Genomic DNA, 16,031 nt, shown 5'->3' on the forward strand with positions numbered 1-16,031 from the left:
TCTGCTATGCTCAACCAATTTTAAACTTATTGAAAACGGCAGAGATGTCGTTTTTTTGTCCTCCTAAATTTAACAAATAAGGACGTTTAATTCGGGGTCGTTCACCTGCACTATCAACGTAAATGAGCAATGAGCGGGAAAGGAGGGAGTAGTCTAAATAGATAGAGTACATCTGAAAATTAGAAGTAGTTTAATTTTGAGTGAGTAGTTACAAAAGGAGAGAATCCTATGTTTAGGAAGATGTATGGTAAGTGAATTATATAAATCTAGATGCAATGTTTATAGACAGAAAAACGAGAAGGTTACTTTTAAAGTCCTTCCCGTTTTTATAAAGGGCGGCATGGGATGTGTACGTTTCTAGCTATTTTTAATGACTTAAATCCAAGAATTGTAACAAAATGAAATTAGTCAATTGCAATTCCTGCGCTTGCAAACCCTACAACAGTCGTGAGTACAGAAACATCCGTATCGATAGAGAAAACTAATAATAGTTTTTCCCCGGTAGCAACCTGTAGTGTTGTTGAAGCCGTACCAGAGGAGACGTCCAAAAGATTAATGATAGGTCCTAAAGCGGGTGATAACAGGACAAAGGCTCCTGATGGAGAAAAGGTATTGCTAGCTGCTGGTGCACGATATAATTCAGCCCTAATAGTGACAGGTGTCCCTATCGTCGCTGCTACCGTTGTACTAAAGAATGCAGAGATTGATGACACAGTTCCGTCACGAGGCACTACAAATGCGAAGTCAAGAATGCCACCTGTACCTGGAGATAGAGTAATGGTTCCTCCACCAATCGTAACACCGTCAATAGAACTTCCGAATCCAATAAGTCCTCCCGTAGCCGTTAATCCAAGTAAAACATTGGTTAGTGCAACTGGAGTACCTGATGCAAATGGAATGATCGCACTAGCACCCTGAGGTCCTTGTTCTCCTTGAGGTCCTTGAGGCCCTTGCTCTCCCTGAGGCCCTTGCTCTCCTTGAGGTCCTTGTTCGCCTTGAGGCCCTTGCTCCCCTTGAGGTCCTTGTTCGCCTTGAGGCCCTTGCTCTCCTTGAGGCCCTTGCTCCCCTTGAGGCCCTTGCTCCCCTTGAGGCCCTTGTTCCCCTTGAGGTCCTTGCTCCCCTTGAGGTCCCTGCTCTCCTTGAGGTCCTTGTTCCCCTTGAGGCCCCTGTTCCCCTTGAGGCCCTTGCTCCCCTTGAGGCCCTTGTTCTCCTTGAGGTCCCGTATCGCCCTGAGGTCCTTGTTCTCCTTGAGGCCCTTGTTCTCCTTGAGGTCCTTGCTCTCCTTGAGGTCCTTGCTCTCCTTGAGGCCCTTGCTCCCCTTGAGGCCCTTGCTCCCCTTGAGGCCCTTGTTCCCCTTGAGGTCCTTGCTCCCCTTGAGGTCCCTGCTCTCCTTGAGGTCCTTGTTCCCCTTGAGGCCCCTGTTCCCCTTGAGGCCCTTGCTCCCCTTGAGGCCCTTGTTCCCCTTGAGGTCCTTGTTCGCCTTGAGGCCCTTGTTCGCCCTGAGGTCCTTGTTCTCCTTGAGGTCCTTGCTCCCCTTGAGGCCCTTGCTCCCCTTGAGGCCCTTGTTCGCCTTGAGGTCCTTGTTCGCCCTGAGGTCCTTGCTCTCCTTGAGGCCCTTGCTCCCCTTGAGGTCCTTGCTCCCCTTGAGGCCCTTGTTCGCCTTGAGGTCCCGTATCGCCCTGAGGTCCTTGTTCTCCTTGAGGCCCTTGTTCGCCTTGAGGTCCTTGCTCCCCTTGAGGTCCCTGCTCTCCTTGAGGTCCCTGCTCTCCTTGAGGTCCTTGCTCCCCTTGAGGTCCCTGCTCTCCTTGAGGCCCTTGCTCTCCTTGAGGCCCTTGTTCGCCTTGAGGCCCTTGCTCCCCTTGAGGTCCCTGCTCTCCTTGAGGTCCTGTATCGCCCTGAGGTCCCTGCTCTCCTTGAGGCCCTTGCTCCCCTTGAGGCCCTTGTTCTCCTTGAGGCCCTTGTTCGCCCTGAGGTCCTTGTTCTCCTTGAGGCCCTTGTTCGCCTTGAGGTCCTTGTTCTCCTTGAGGCCCTTGTTCTCCTTGAGGCCCTTGTTCTCCTTGAGGCCCTTGTTCGCCTTGAGGTCCTTGTTCTCCTTGAGGTCCCGTATCGCCCTGAGGTCCTTGTTCTCCTTGAGGCCCTTGCTCCCCTTGAGGCCCTTGCTCCCCTTGAGGCCCTTGCTCCCCTTGAGGCCCTTGCTCGCCTTGAGGCCCTTGTTCTCCTTGAGGCCCTTGCTCGCCTTGAGGCCCTTGTTCTCCTTGAGGCCCTTGCTCGCCTTGAGGCCCTTGTTCTCCTTGAGGCCCTTGCTCGCCTTGAGGCCCTTGTTCTCCTTGAGGCCCTTGCTCGCCTTGAGGCCCTTGTTCTCCTTGAGGCCCTTGCTCGCCTTGAGGCCCTTGTTCTCCTTGAGGCCCTTGCTCGCCTTGAGGCCCTTGTTCTCCTTGAGGCCCTTGCTCGCCTTGAGGCCCTTGTTCTCCTTGAGGCCCTTGCTCGCCTTGAGGCCCTTGTTCTCCTTGAGGCCCTTGCTCGCCTTGAGGCCCTTGTTCTCCTTGAGGCCCTTGCTCGCCTTGAGGCCCTTGTTCTCCTTGAGGCCCTTGCTCGCCTTGAGGCCCTTGTTCTCCTTGAGGCCCTTGCTCGCCTTGAGGCCCTTGTTCTCCTTGAGGCCCTTGCTCGCCTTGAGGCCCTTGTTCTCCTTGAGGCCCTTGCTCGCCTTGAGGCCCTTGTTCTCCTTGAGGCCCTTGCTCGCCTTGAGGCCCTTGTTCTCCTTGAGGCCCTTGCTCGCCTTGAGGCCCTTGTTCTCCTTGAGGCCCTTGCTCGCCTTGAGGCCCTTGTTCTCCTTGAGGCCCTTGCTCGCCTTGAGGCCCTTGTTCTCCTTGAGGCCCTTGCTCGCCTTGAGGCCCTTGTTCTCCTTGAGGCCCTTGCTCGCCTTGAGGCCCTTGTTCTCCTTGAGGCCCTTGCTCGCCTTGAGGCCCTTGTTCTCCTTGAGGCCCTTGCTCGCCTTGAGGCCCTTGTTCTCCTTGAGGCCCTTGCTCGCCTTGAGGCCCTTGTTCTCCTTGAGGCCCTTGCTCGCCTTGAGGCCCTTGTTCTCCTTGAGGCCCTTGCTCGCCTTGAGGCCCTTGTTCTCCTTGAGGCCCTTGCTCGCCTTGAGGCCCTTGTTCTCCTTGAGGCCCTTGCTCCCCTTGAGGCCCTTGCTCCCCTTGAGGCCCTTGCTCCCCTTGAGGCCCTTGCTCTCCTTGAGGTCCTTGTTCTCCTTGAGGCCCTTGCTCTCCTTGAGGCCCTTGCTCTCCTTGAGGTCCTTGTTCGCCTTGAGGTCCTTGCTCTCCTTGAGGCCCTTGCTCCCCTTGAGGCCCTTGCTCTCCTTGAGGCCCTTGTTCGCCCTGAGGCCCTTGTTCGCCCTGAGGCCCTTGTTCGCCTTGAGGTCCTTGTTCTCCTCGAGGCCCTCGTGGAACATAAACTTTAACCTTTTGTTTCACTTTGCATTTGCATTTTTTATGCTTATGCTTGCATTTTGAACATTTTTTCTTTTTACCCAAGTTTTGTCAACTCCTTTCGTATTCTATTTTAGTTTATGAAATTAAAAATGAAGAGATTGGATAAGTAACCATTCGCACTGCCTAATTTAGAATAAAAGACGATCTCATTTAAAAATAATGAATTCGTTGAGGCTTGAAAATAAGTGCTGAATGAAATGAAGGCGAAATATGGGGTCAAATCGGCTTCAAACGATAGTTTTGGAAGGGCAAATCCATAGTGAGAGAGTTCTCCACTCTACTGAAACTTACGGACGCAAAGACATTCGAATCCGATGTGTTTCTTTTTGGTTATTAAGATACAAAAAAAGAGGTAGTTTAAGTAAATGAATGCATTTCGATCTTTGTAGGCAGCACATATCGTCCATCGAGCTAGGCCAATGTGTACTGTACATAAAAATCCAATTTCATAAAGGCTGTAGAGAGGATGATTTTTACAGTTTTTTATTTTTTTAATGGCAAAACAGAGTCATGTCTGTGAAAAATCAAAATAGAAGAAAAGAATAGAGGCTCTTGCTATTGTTTTCTTGTTACATTTTCTAACAAATTTAAGAAAAAAGTACTGATTTCTTGTTAAAATTTAAAAATGTCGATTCGACAAGAAATCACTACAATAGATGAGGAGAAAATGTAATGAAATTTGCAACATTATTTAAAGTAATGGGTTTAATTTGTCTCGTTTTATCAGTCGTTTCGTTTATAAGCATTCACTTACTTTTAAAGAGCTTTGAGGAGTACAGGGCATCGATCGCACAACAAATTGAGTATAGGCAGCTTGGCATTAATTTAGCAGATGCTTCAGATTATTTAACAGACGAGGCACGAAGATATGCAGTAACAGGTGATTCCGTTCATTATGACAATTATTGGCGAGAAGTAAATGAAACAAAGACTCGAGATCATATTGTCGAACGTTTAATCGAAATGGGTGCTCCGGATGAAGAAATTCAACTTATCGAAGCAGCAAAAAATAATTCAGATGCGTTAATTGCAACAGAAGAAGCAGCGATGGCTGCCGTTGAACAAAATAATTTAGAGTTGGCGCGTGAGCTAATGTTTAACAATCAATATGATGAAGACAAAGCGATGATTATGCAGCCAATTGAAGAATTTCAACAAAAAATGAATGTTCGATCCGAACTAGAGTCACAGAGCGCTGAAAAGCAAGCAAATACAATGATTATCCTCACATTAACGATGGTCATTTTACTCGTATTAGCAATTATATCAATTTTTACACTTTTATATTTTCGTCTTATTAAAAGATTGCCTCCTATTATGGCAGTTACAGAAGAAATTGCTAGAGGTAATTTTACGTCCTCAAAGCTAGAGGAAAAAGGAAAAGACGAAATTGCAGTTTTATCAAAGGCAATTAATACGATGTCTAGTAAACTAAGCCATGTCCTCCACCAAGTTACGACGGGAATTATGAACGGTGCTGAAAAAGTAGCAAGCTCTGCTGAACAGTTAACTCTCAGCACGAAGCAAGCAACTGAGGCAACTAATCAAATCGCAGCTTCAATTTCAGATGTGGCGCATGGAGCAGAAGTACAAGTGAATAAATCAGAAGAAAGTGGAAAAGCAATGAAAGAATTAACAAAAGGGATTCAACAAGTCGCCGAAACCTCTGCAGCCATTGCAAATGATGCTAGTGAAGTAAGCGACATCTCACAAAATGGGCAGGAGTCCGTAGAAAAATCGATCCAAAAAATGAATGATATTAATGAAAAAACGCAACAAACGAATTCTGCGATTCATCTTTTACAACAAGACTCAATTGAGATTGGCAAAATTATCCAAATGATTACAGATATTTCTGAACAAACCAACTTACTTTCTCTTAATGCAGCGATTGAAGCAGCTCGTGCAGGAGAAGCAGGTAAAGGCTTTGCTGTTGTTGCTGACGAAATTCGCAAGCTCTCTGACCAAACAGGACAGTCTGCTTCAAAGATCAAAGGCTTAATTAATAATATTCAAACAAACACAGAACAAGCTGTGCATTCCATGAATTCTGGTAAGGAGAAAGTAGAGGAAGGAATGGAGGGAATCCGTGAAGTCGGTCAGCTATTCTATCGACTTACATCTTCCATCAATTCTGTCTTGGAACAAATTTCAACAATGTCTCATACTTCAGAAATCATGTCAGCAAGCTCTACACAAGTTGCTGGAACATTTAATGAACTTGAGCAAACTGCTAAAGATTCAGCCTATCATTCTCAACAAGTTGCTGCAGCTTCAGAGGAACAATTAGCAACAATCGATGACATATTATCCTCTGCTACGAATCTTTTTGAGATGGCAGATAAACTGAAACGTCTTGTTCAACAGTTTAAAATCTAAGGGAGACAGGTTATCCCAAAGTTTTTTGACCTTTGGGATAACCTCTTTGTTTGTGAGCTTGATGGCGGGGGTTTTTGGGCATTAGGTATTACTATTATGATGTGGATTGCAAATATTTATGATTTACAGCAACAAAGTCAGAAAAAGAAATGACTAAGAAATGTAGTTAGAATTCAAACCAATGGGGACCAAATTCAACGATTTGTCCCCCAAATACAAGCCTTACTACAAAAATCCAATATAAAAATCCTTAAAATTTAAAAAATTCACTTTATCCAATCGTTTTTATTATGGTATGGTATTAAAGACTTAGTAAATTTGGATGCAAGGGTTGTTGTGACTACATAATTAAATATTCTTAGGAATTAAATTTTTTTAACATTTTAACTACTCAAACTTTTTTCAAGACTTTAATAACTACTACGAAACGTAGTAGAGATTTCTTTTTTTTTTGAATGCGTTTACGCTGTTTGTTTAGATTGTTTTATGCATCATTTAAAAATAACAGGGGGAAGATTTATTCGATAGTAGGAGGACAAGATGAGCATACGTAATAAAATTTTAGGAATTATTATTACTGCAATTATTGGGTTTGTGTTATTACTGGGGTGCGTCTATTACGCTTATAATGAGCTACAGGCGATGGACGAAGAGATGGAGCGTGTTGTTCAAGCAGTGCAGTTAGGACAGGATATTTTAATCCATGCTAATCAGGCGCGAGTGAACGAGTCAGAGTTTTTACAAAGCTTTAGGGATGAAAACTTAAATCAGGTGGAACAAGAGCTTGTGCTGCTTCAATCGAGTATTCAAGAGCTTGACCAGTTAATCGATGACGAAACGATCAATGAAAGTAGTCGTGTACTGCTCCAATATTCGACGATGTATGATAATCATTTTCAGGATCTCGTTACGAGCCAAGAACAACTGGGATATAATCCATCATCTGGTATGAGAGGGGAGTTAAATGAGGCGGCGAGCCAATTTGAGTCGATGCTCAGGGATCAAGGTGATACAGGAGCGTTACAGTTATTTCAGCAGATCCTGATGATGGAAAAAGATTTTATTGCCGATCACATACCTGTCAATGGGTTTTCTACACTAACACAAGAAGTGGAGGCATATATTGGAGCGGGCTACTCAGGAGGGGAGCAAGAATCGCTACTGGAGGCGTTTCGCTCTTATGTTGATACTTTTTTGAGTGTACAACAACTTATCATTAGTCAAATTTCAACATCGCAAATTTTTACAACGATTATTGAAACGATAGATTTTGAGGTACAGAATATCAATCAAGTACTAGAAGAGGAAAACCATGCGATTATCCAGGAGAAAGAACAGCTGATGAGTCTACTCATGCTTATTATGAGCATTGTCAGTGGAGGGATTCTCTTGCTGCTTCTTTTGATTGGTTTTGTTTCCTTCCGATCGATTTCCACTTCAGTGAAGCAGCTTCAAAATGGAGCAGAGATTATTGGAAGCGGAAATTTGGCACATCGCATCAACAACACATCTAAAGATGAAATGGGGAAGGTTGCGCTCACGTTTAACGAGATGGCAGGTCATGTGCAAAGCTCTCTACTCAACGTAAAACAAGCTGCCAATCAGCTGTCCGTCTCATCTGAAACACTGTCAGCGGTATCTGAACAGACCACTGCACAAACACATGAAGTCAATCAGGCGATTGAACAAGTAGCTGCTGGTGCTCAAAAGCAATCAAGCGATATTGAACATGGCTCCCGCTTAATTGAAGGAATGTCATCGCAAATCAATAATGTAAATGACCATGCAAAACAGATTGCAGCTCAGGCAAAAACGACAAGCGAAAAAGGAAAAGCTGGCATTGAAGTGGTGAATGAATTAGATCAAACCTCAAAAGAATATACAGAGCTGGCGCAAACGTTGATTGAGAGTGTTCAGGAAGTCGCCAATCAGTCCCAGCAAATTTCTACGATTCTTGAGACGATCGGAGAGATCTCAGATAGCACGGGATTACTTGCACTCAATGCAGCCATTGAAGCTGCACGTGCTGGAGAAGCTGGTAGAGGGTTTGCAGTGGTAGCTGATGAAGTTGGCAAGCTCGCCGAGAAAACGAAAGACGAAACAAATAATATTCAAGAAGTCATTACCAACATTAACGAAAAGATTTCAATCTCAACGAAAGAAGCTCAGAAATTAAAAATCTATAATACAAAGCAGGAAGGGACTGTTCAACAAACGCTCACATCCTTTCATGATATCGTAAATCAAGTCGGTGTTATTGAAAAAAGTACGGAGGAAATTCGTAGAGCGCTGGCGGCAGTAAATGAATCATCACAGCAACTGGTCTCTGCTATGCAGGATATTAGCGCTGTGTCTGAGGAATCTGCAGCATCTAGTGAAGAAGTATCAGCTTCAAGTGAGAGCCAAATTCAGGCGATTGAAGAAGTGAATCAATCTGCTACTGAGCTCTTGCGCTTGTCGCAATCGTTGCTCCAAGAGGTAAATAAATTTCAGCTAGAGAGCAGTAGTGTAGATACAGATACTAATGCAGATACAGATACTAATGCAGATGTAGATACTGAAGAAAATGCAAATATTGATGCTAATACAAATGCAGAAGCAGATACCAATAACGATACAGTTTCTGAAACCGAAACGCTCAAAAAAAGAGACGTTCATTAATTGTTTAGAAAGAACAAAATAACAGTAGGCCTCTAGTTTTCGACGAGCCTACTGTTATTCTTTTTCAGTATGAAGCATCCTCATGCAAAATGAGAGGTTTTGTCCATTCATTATAAGTTTTAACGTCCATCTTCTTTACATGTTCTAGAAAAGTATTTAAAAAATCTAAGAGCTCAAGATCCAAATAAATTAGCAATAGCCTGGAACTTCTCGTATTTGTGAAATATATTGGGTAGGGTCAACTCTTAAATTTAAATGCAATGTCGTTTTGGACAAAAATGATTCACTCCTTTCGAAATTGGATCAATATGTTAAATTTTTATAATTAGCTTGGACCAATCAATCGATGCAAATCCCCAACATTACGGTGAATTCCTGTACTCATCCAATAAGAAAAGCCCCTTTGCATAAGCAAAGAGGTTGATAGAAGAGCGATTTAGGAAAAGTCGAACTCTCTAATGTGCAGCCGCTTTTTATTTGGGCCAGAAATGAACGCGTTGCTTAGCTACATTTATTGCAAGCGATAGATGACGTCCACACGTTTTGTCACTTGAATTTCACCAGATTCAATCGATGTTGAATCAGAGTTAGCTTCGGTTGATTCAGCCAGTGCGTATTCCTGCATTGGAAAGTTCATTTGTGCTGCTTGATCGGTGATTTGAATGACTTCTCCCCGTTGTTTGCCTGCACTTTCTGCCATAACACTTGCTTTCGACACCGTATTTTCGATGGCTAGTTGTAACGCTTCATTTTCTGCTTCTTCAGGGTTTTGTAAGCCAAATCGAATATGGTCGACACGGTTTGCTCCTGCTTGTGATGCGGCATCGATCAGCTTACCAAGGTTATCGATGTCGTGATACGCCACCTCTAAAACATGCTCTGCACGATACTGTTCCTCAGCATTCGAACCTCCTTCAGAGCTTGGTTGATACTGAGGATATACGTGAAAGTATGCGGTTTGAATCTGTTCCTCGGCAATGCTGTATTCTTCTAATACTTGGCGAACTGCATTCATTTGTTCATTAACCTGACTCTGAGCTTCTTCTGCAGATGAAGCAATCGCTTGAGCTCCTAAATTTAGGTAGGCCATATCTGGTTTCATGTTCACCTCGCCCTCTCCACTTACGACTAAGGTTCCTGTTTTTGCACCATTAATAGTCTCCGCGTTACTAGCTTGTTGTGTTGACGGGTTAACGGTCGGTTGAAAGACGAGAAACAGCGCTACAAGCGCTAAAGCAATTCCTCCAATTTGTAGCCAATGCTTATTAGCCATAATATATAACCCCCTTTTCATTTCCTAAGAATGAAACGAAGGGAGTTGTATCTAGGTTACAAGGCGAGCCTGCTATTTTCAGTGACCGCTCAAAAGTATTACAAGCCTATCATGTTATGCTTAACCCAAATCCAATCGTTTATTTAAAGGAAGGGTTGAAATCAGCCATCAATGAAATGCGTTCGAATGGGATTTCAAGTGTGTTTGTCGTTGACACGGGACGGAAGCTACAAGGAATTGTGACCATCGATGACACGATTGAAGCGATTAAAGAAAATAAAACGTTGAAAGATATATTAATTGAAAATTACTATACGACGGATAAAGAAGCTTATTTACAGGACTTAATTCCAAAAGCGACCGATTCAAAATACCCGATTGCTGTAATAGATGATGAAAATAAACTAGAAGGAATTATTTCCCGTGTGTCTGTATTATCTGCATTAGTCTAAAAAATGTACATGCTCATTCTTTCTCCTAGTGCATATACCTAAAGTGTACCAAGACATTTTAAGGAGGAAAATGATGGAGAATCAAAACATGATGCATGAGAATGGATACATGAATGATGATTTTTCTGACGAGCGTTTAGATATGCGATATCAGCCTTCAGGACAATATGGGTATGGACCAAGACCTCGTCCACGTCCGCGTCCGTATCCTTATTATCCGACATTCTACCCGTTTCCGTTTTATCATCACCCTTATTTCTACCCATTTTACGGCTACGGTGGTGGCTACGGTGGTGGCTATGGTGGATGGGGCGGTTATGGAGGTTATGGAGGTTATTAGGAAAGGTCTTTATAAAGGAAATCTAGATGAGCAAAAGAGGGTTAACATGGTTAAAATGTTAACTCCTTTTTGTGTGAAGATAAGAAAGGATAAATGCGATGATGCCTAGCGCAAGTACCCCGCCACTCGAGGTCTCTTTAGTAAGAGGTCCAGCGCTTGTCGAACGAAGTTGAGAAATGTTTTTTGTCAAGAGAGAAGGGTGAATACTGAAAGAAAAAATATCTAATGATTAAGAAATTTAGTAAAATAAGAGATAATTATGAAAAGTGGAAAATTACCTGTTTGAAGAAGGAGTGGTACGTATGAAGCAAAAAGTAATCGTATATAAAAAAATGCCTAAAGAAGTTCTGGATTTGATTCAAAAGCATTGCGAAATTGTTTATTTTGAGAACATTGATGAAAATACATACCCTTCTTTTCTAACAGAACTAAAGGATGCCGACGCCATATTCGGATCAGGCTTACGAGTAGACAAGGAGCTGTTGGAGCAAGCGCCCCAGTTAAAGGTGGTCTCGAATGCATCGGTTGGTTATGACAACCTTGATATAATCGAGTTAACGAAACGAAAAATTATGGCGACCAATACACCTGAAGTGCTCAATGATACGACAGCCGATACGATTTTTGGGTTGCTGCTGGCGACTGCTCGTCGTATGCCAGAACTGGATCGCTATGTAAAATCAGGGCAATGGGATCGAACAATCGGAGAAGATCTGTTTGGTGTAGATGTACATCATAAAACACTCGGAATTATTGGTATGGGTAAAATTGGCGCCGCTATTGCCAAAAGAGCCCATCTTGGATTTGATATGAACATTCTTTATCATAACCGCTCCCGTAACGCGCAAGCGGAAGCTTCGTATCATGCGAAGTATAGTGATTTGGAAGAGCTATTGCAAACATCAGATTTTGTTTGCTTAATGACCCCTCTTACACCTGAGACAGAAAAACTCATGGGAGAAAAAGAATTTAAGCTCATGAAAAAGGAAGCGATTTTTATTAATGGTTCTCGAGGTAAGACGGTAGATGAAGCAGCGTTAATACGTGCATTGCAAAATGGGGAAATTTTGGCTGCTGGCTTGGATGTCTTTGTTCAAGAGCCGATTCAACCCGATCATCCATTTTTAACGATGAAAAATGTTGTCACACTTCCACATATTGGCTCTGCCACAGCTGAGACACGATTGAAGATGGCATTGCTAGGAGCTAAAAATATCATAGCGGGCATGCAAGGGAATCGTCCCCCGTGCTTACTTAATAAAGAAGTGTGGGAGATAAAATAAAATAAAAGACAATTCTGTTGTGTCAACATGTTTACAGAAATCTGCATGAGCGGAGCGCTCTTTCCACTGAGAGGGAAACGAGTTTGTCACGTAACACTGAGCAACCTTTCAATGAAGGGGTGTGAGCGGAAGCGCTTCATTGTTTCATCAACTTGAACTGAAGCCCCTTTTCTACAGAAAGACACACGTAGAAGATTACACTTACTGTAATCTAACGTGTGTCTTTTGTGTGTATCACGTTGTTAAAAAAATAATAAATGTGTGAGCACCTGAATTGAGGTGCTCGATGAAACATTTGTTACTCCAAAATGTTGAAAATCATTAGCAGCACCAAGTAGCTCCAATGATAATTAACAAGATGAAAAGAACGACAAGTAACGCAAAGCCATGACCAAAGCCATCCATGAACATACCCACCTTTCCTCAGAACTACTTCATCTTATGTATTGAGGAGAAAAAGTGTAGAAGATATTAGCGGAAGTTAAAAAAGATGGTCGATTTTATTAGAAATAGAAAGTAAAAAGAAGAAATGCTGAATCGTTGGAAAGCAATGATTCATTAAAGCTAAAGGTCTTTATTTGATAATACAGGGAAATGATTGTTTTAAAACTGAACCCTCATTCTGTAAAAGAGACGTTTATCGCTCATTTTGCTTTTGTTCAGTTGCAAAATAAACATATTCCCAGTACAATTTGATTAAAATTGCAACAGTAGATTGTAGGTGAAGTCAGTGTGTAAAATTCTATTTATTGCACCTTATGTCGGGTTAAAGGATCTTGTCCTAGAAGTAAATAAAGAATTGAAAAAAGATCTTGAAGTATATGTTGGGAATTTAGACGAAGGCTTAGCTGTTGCAAAGTCTTTGGAGCACCGGAATTATGATGTTATTGTTAGTCGCGGGGCGACGGCAAAGCTGCTACGTAAGCATTTTTCGATCCCTGTGATGGAGGTGCAATTGACGGGCTATGACATTTTGCGGACGCTTACCTTGTTGAATGGGCATTCTGGGAAAATTGGTATGATGAGCTACTTAAACACGATCCAAGGGGCCGATATGATTGGAAAGCTTCTTAATATGGATATCACCTTTTATCCGATTCATGAAGAAAAAGAAATTGAAGAAAAAATTGAGTTGGCTTCAAATGATGGTGTGCAAGTAATTATTGGTGATGTGATTTCAACAACCGCAGCGGCGAATTTTGGGATACAGGGGATTCTAATTACGTCAGGGAAAGAAGCAATTGTAGAGACGATTTCTCACGTTGAACAAATGGTTTATTATATGAAGAGACAGAAAAAAGCGCTTGACAAGGTACAACGGATCTTTTCGTATGTGGATGATGCGGTATTGATTTTTGATCAAAATCATCTTTGCACGTATGCTAACGAGCAGGCAAACGTTCATTTTGATTTTATTTCACAAGCTGAGCGATTTACAGTAGATGCGCTTTTGGAAGCTGTGCCTACTTTAGAGCAGCTTTTTAGAGATGAGCACAAATGTTTTGATACAACGATAAGCTTGAAGATTAAAGGAGTCAGTTATCAATGCACGATCATTCCATTTGCGGAAGATGGTCGAAAGGGAGACTTTGCGCTACTCTTGAAAAGGGGAGAGAATAAAAAGCTTGAAGTAGGTAAAGAATACCGTGCTTACTACCGCTTTAATTCGTTAGTCGCTTGCTCAGAAAAAACGGTTCAGCTGATTGAAACGGCTAAAAAAATCAGTCGTTCTCAATTGCCGGTGCTCATTTACGGAGAAATTGGTGTAGGGAAAGACAGCTTAGCTCAAGCGATTCATAATGAAAGTGAACGTCAGACAGGTCCGTACGTGTTTGTAAATTGTGAAGCCTACTCGGAAGCGCAGCTAGAGCGAGAATTATTTGGAAGTGAAGAGGGTAAGCTGAGCCGAGGGGTTTTGGAGTTAGCCAATGGAGGAACGCTTTTTATTGATGCCATCGGTAAAATGCCGTTAAGTATACAAGGTAAGCTGTTGCATGTTCTTTCGTCTAAACAGATGACTCGTTTGCATGGAACGGAGAAGATCTCGGTAAATATTCGTTTTATCGGCGCAAATTCCGAGCCGTTAGAAGCTTATATACAAGATGGACTTTTTCGTGAGGATCTCTATTATGCCTTGAATGGATTTACCCTTAAAATTCCTCCATTACGTGAACGGATGGATGATCTTGATGATTTGATTCGTCTTTTTATTGCTTCTGCTAATACAACAATGGGAAAACAAATCTCTGGCTTGCGACCAGATGTTATCGAGGAGTTGAAGAAGCTTCCGTGGTCTGGTAATGCTCAACAATTAAAGCATGTGGTTGAACAAATGTGCTTAATCAGTGACGGTCCTTTTGTTGAAGGGAAAGAGGTACAGGGTTTGCTGAAAAAAATAAAAGAAGAAGAGAAGATGAAAGAGTCTAATTTGTATCAATTTCAAAATAAAACGTTAGAGGAAATCGAACAGGAAGTTATTTTATCTGTTTTGAAGCAGGAGGACTTTAACCAGTCTAAGGCAGCGAGACGTTTGGGGATTAATCGCTCAACACTCTGGCGAAAAATTAAAAATTTGTCGATTGAGTGAACACAAAACGTTGCGTAATGCAACGTTTTGTGTTTTTGGTAGTATTGTATTATTAAACACTGTTAGTCTATAATCGACTTATAGCAATTTTATTTTATTTTCAAAATTTTGCGAGGGAGAAACATGATGATCGTCATTGCAGATGATTTAACAGGAGCAACTGATACGGGGGTTCAATTTGCAAAAAAAGGCCAACAAACCGTTGTTCACTTAAAGCTAGCTGAAGAAGCTTCTTTTTATAAAGATAAAGTAAGCGTTATCAACTCTGATTCTCGTGCATTGTCTGCTGCAGATGCTTACGAACGCAGTCGCCGAATTGCAAGAACGATTCCTTTTGATCGTCAATCGTTCCTTTATAAAAAAGTGGACTCTACATTGAGAGGCAACATTGGCCGAGAAATTGACGCCTTGATGGATGAACTATCCTTTTCCTATTGTGCTGTTGCCCCTGCTTATCCGAGCAATGGAAGAACAACCGTTGAAGGATACCATTATATTCATGGCGTGTTGCTTGAGGAAAGCGAGCTTTCTAAAGATGTAAAATTCCCGATGACACAATCGTTCATTCCTGCTTTATTGGGGGAGCAGACAACTCGAAAGGTTGATTTTATTAGCATCAAGGCATTAAGGGAAGGTAATATCGGGCAGGAAGTTGAGAGGCTTCGGGCAAACGGTGTAGAAATGATTATTTTTGATAGTGAAACAGATTCAGATTTGAAAACGGTCACACAATTTCTTCAATCGCAAGAAAACGTTCTTTGGGTGGGCTCAGCTGGTCTGGCTCAGCATCTTTCAACAGGATATCCAAAAGTGGTTACTAAGAATAAGCCAATCATTAACAAGCAAAGTGCACAACCGACCTTGACGATTGCAGGTAGCGTGAGTGAGGTGACGAGAGAACAAATTGCTTATCAAGAAGAACAAGGGGCATACGTTCTGTCGATTCACCCAATTCAGTTGCTAAAAAATCATGAAGCAGCACTGCTGGAAGCGCTAGAGAAAGCAAAAGAGATTCTTTCGGTTGGAAAAGACCTTGTTGTCACAACGCTTCTTACAAAAGAGGCTAAAGATGCAGTTGAGCAGTTTGCGCGAGAATCATCAATGGAAAAGCTGGAATTAGGCAATCGCATTGCCTCAATGTTCGGTCAATTCGCAAGCCAGCTGATAAAAGAGGTTGAGGTTTCTGGACTTATTCTTACAGGTGGGGATATTGCTTATCAAACCTGCCTTCAACTCGGAATCGATTCTCTTGAAGTTGTGGAAGAGATTGAAGAAGGAATTCCGCTTTGCAGAGTTATGACAGGAACATTTAGAAATACCGCTATTGTTACGAAGGCGGGAGCATTTGGTCATCGATCTTCATTGCATCATGCAATGAATGTTATAAAACAAACATAGCTTTAAGGGGGAAGTAAAGTGAAGAAATTTCTAATGTTGTTAGCTTTAACAATGGTCATCGCAGTCTTAGCAGCTTGCGGTGGCTCTGAATCAACCGATTCAACGAGCGGCGCTGATGATGCAGACGCTGATAGTGGAAGTGGGGAAGCCATTACGATTAGAGTCGGGCACAC

The 16,031-nt window shown here is 42.5% G+C and carries 11 protein-coding genes; 7 read left to right on the top strand and 4 right to left on the bottom strand.

Annotation, left to right across the window (positions count from 1 at the left end; all coding sequences use genetic code 11):
* Nucleotides 1-404 precede the first annotated feature (404 nt).
* Nucleotides 405-902 carry an exosporium glycoprotein BclB-related protein gene (locus BLT_RS24905; RefSeq protein WP_394295492.1) on the bottom strand — a complete coding sequence of 166 codons (498 nt, stop codon included), beginning with the start codon at nt 900-902 and terminating at the stop codon, nt 405-407.
* A complete protein-coding gene (locus BLT_RS24385; RefSeq protein WP_236611064.1) occupies nt 866-3,445 on the bottom strand; it encodes a hypothetical protein in 2,580 nt (859 codons plus the stop codon). The genes BLT_RS24905 and BLT_RS24385 overlap by 37 nt, the downstream gene beginning before the upstream one ends.
* A 712-nt stretch (nt 3,446-4,157) precedes the next feature.
* Between BLT_RS24385 and BLT_RS21355 the strand changes: the two genes are divergently transcribed.
* Both BLT_RS21355 and BLT_RS0103560 read left to right on the top strand, forming a co-directional pair.
* Nucleotides 4,158-5,864, top strand: a complete 1,707-nt coding sequence (locus tag BLT_RS21355) for a methyl-accepting chemotaxis protein (RefSeq protein WP_017726437.1) — start codon at nt 4,158-4,160, stop codon at nt 5,862-5,864.
* Nucleotides 5,865-6,404: 540 nt separating this feature from the next.
* On the top strand, nt 6,405-8,525 hold the full coding sequence (locus tag BLT_RS0103560) for a methyl-accepting chemotaxis protein (RefSeq protein WP_017726438.1): 2,121 nt from the start codon (nt 6,405-6,407) through the stop codon (nt 8,523-8,525).
* Between the two features lie 511 nt (nt 8,526-9,036).
* Here the strand turns inward: BLT_RS0103560 and BLT_RS0103565 are convergent.
* Nucleotides 9,037-9,798: an SIMPL domain-containing protein gene (locus BLT_RS0103565; protein WP_017726439.1), complete on the bottom strand. Its 762-nt coding sequence runs from the start codon at nt 9,796-9,798 to the stop codon at nt 9,037-9,039.
* A gap of 116 nt (nt 9,799-9,914) precedes the next feature.
* On the opposite strand from BLT_RS0103565, the gene BLT_RS0103570 reads away from it, so the two are divergent.
* The 3 genes from BLT_RS0103570 (at nt 9,915) to BLT_RS0103585 (ending at nt 11,873) form a co-directional block, all read left to right on the top strand.
* Nucleotides 9,915-10,250, top strand: a complete 336-nt coding sequence (locus BLT_RS0103570) for a CBS domain-containing protein (protein ID WP_017726440.1) — start codon at nt 9,915-9,917, stop codon at nt 10,248-10,250.
* 73 nt (nt 10,251-10,323) lie between these two features.
* Nucleotides 10,324-10,590, top strand: a complete 267-nt coding sequence (locus BLT_RS24195; RefSeq protein ID WP_017726441.1) for a hypothetical protein — start codon at nt 10,324-10,326, stop codon at nt 10,588-10,590.
* Nucleotides 10,591-10,892: 302 nt separating this feature from the next.
* The gene (locus tag BLT_RS0103585; RefSeq protein WP_017726443.1) at nt 10,893-11,873 is read left to right on the top strand and encodes a 2-hydroxyacid dehydrogenase; all 981 of its coding nucleotides are present in this window, start codon (nt 10,893-10,895) and stop codon (nt 11,871-11,873) included.
* 321 nt (nt 11,874-12,194) lie between these two features.
* On the opposite strand, the gene BLT_RS22925 is transcribed toward BLT_RS0103585, so the two are convergent.
* Nucleotides 12,195-12,284 (bottom strand): YjcZ family sporulation protein, encoded by a 90-nt coding sequence (locus tag BLT_RS22925; protein WP_081599591.1) that lies wholly within the window; start codon nt 12,282-12,284, stop codon nt 12,195-12,197.
* Between the two features lie 319 nt (nt 12,285-12,603).
* Between BLT_RS22925 and BLT_RS0103595 the strand changes: the two genes are divergently transcribed.
* Nucleotides 12,604-14,460 (top strand): sigma-54-dependent Fis family transcriptional regulator, encoded by a 1,857-nt coding sequence (locus BLT_RS0103595; protein ID WP_017726445.1) that lies wholly within the window; start codon nt 12,604-12,606, stop codon nt 14,458-14,460.
* 123 nt (nt 14,461-14,583) lie between these two features.
* Nucleotides 14,584-15,858, top strand: coding sequence for a four-carbon acid sugar kinase family protein (locus tag BLT_RS0103600; RefSeq protein WP_035425429.1), 1,275 nt, complete (start codon nt 14,584-14,586; stop codon nt 15,856-15,858).
* Nucleotides 15,859-16,031: the final 173 nt, after the last annotated feature.

This window comes from Halalkalibacterium ligniniphilum, from assembly GCF_000334155.1.
GTDB classification, from domain to species: Bacteria; Bacillota; Bacilli; order Bacillales; family Bacillaceae_D; genus Halalkalibacterium; species Halalkalibacterium ligniniphilum.

Coding starts and splice junctions, on each gene's coding strand:
- BLT_RS24385 (WP_236611064.1), bottom strand. CDS start 3,445: ATGTTCCACGAGGGCCTCGAGGAGAACAAGGACCTCAAGGCGAACAAG.
- BLT_RS21355 (WP_017726437.1), top strand. CDS start 4,158: ATGAAATTTGCAACATTATTTAAAGTAATGGGTTTAATTTGTCTCGTT.
- BLT_RS0103560 (WP_017726438.1), top strand. CDS start 6,405: ATGAGCATACGTAATAAAATTTTAGGAATTATTATTACTGCAATTATT.
- BLT_RS0103565 (WP_017726439.1), bottom strand. CDS start 9,798: ATGGCTAATAAGCATTGGCTACAAATTGGAGGAATTGCTTTAGCGCTT.
- BLT_RS0103570 (WP_017726440.1), top strand. CDS start 9,915: ATGCTTAACCCAAATCCAATCGTTTATTTAAAGGAAGGGTTGAAATCA.
- BLT_RS24195 (WP_017726441.1), top strand. CDS start 10,324: ATGGAGAATCAAAACATGATGCATGAGAATGGATACATGAATGATGAT.
- BLT_RS0103585 (WP_017726443.1), top strand. CDS start 10,893: ATGAAGCAAAAAGTAATCGTATATAAAAAAATGCCTAAAGAAGTTCTG.
- BLT_RS22925 (WP_081599591.1), bottom strand. CDS start 12,284: ATGTTCATGGATGGCTTTGGTCATGGCTTTGCGTTACTTGTCGTTCTT.
- BLT_RS0103600 (WP_035425429.1), top strand. CDS start 14,584: ATGATGATCGTCATTGCAGATGATTTAACAGGAGCAACTGATACGGGG.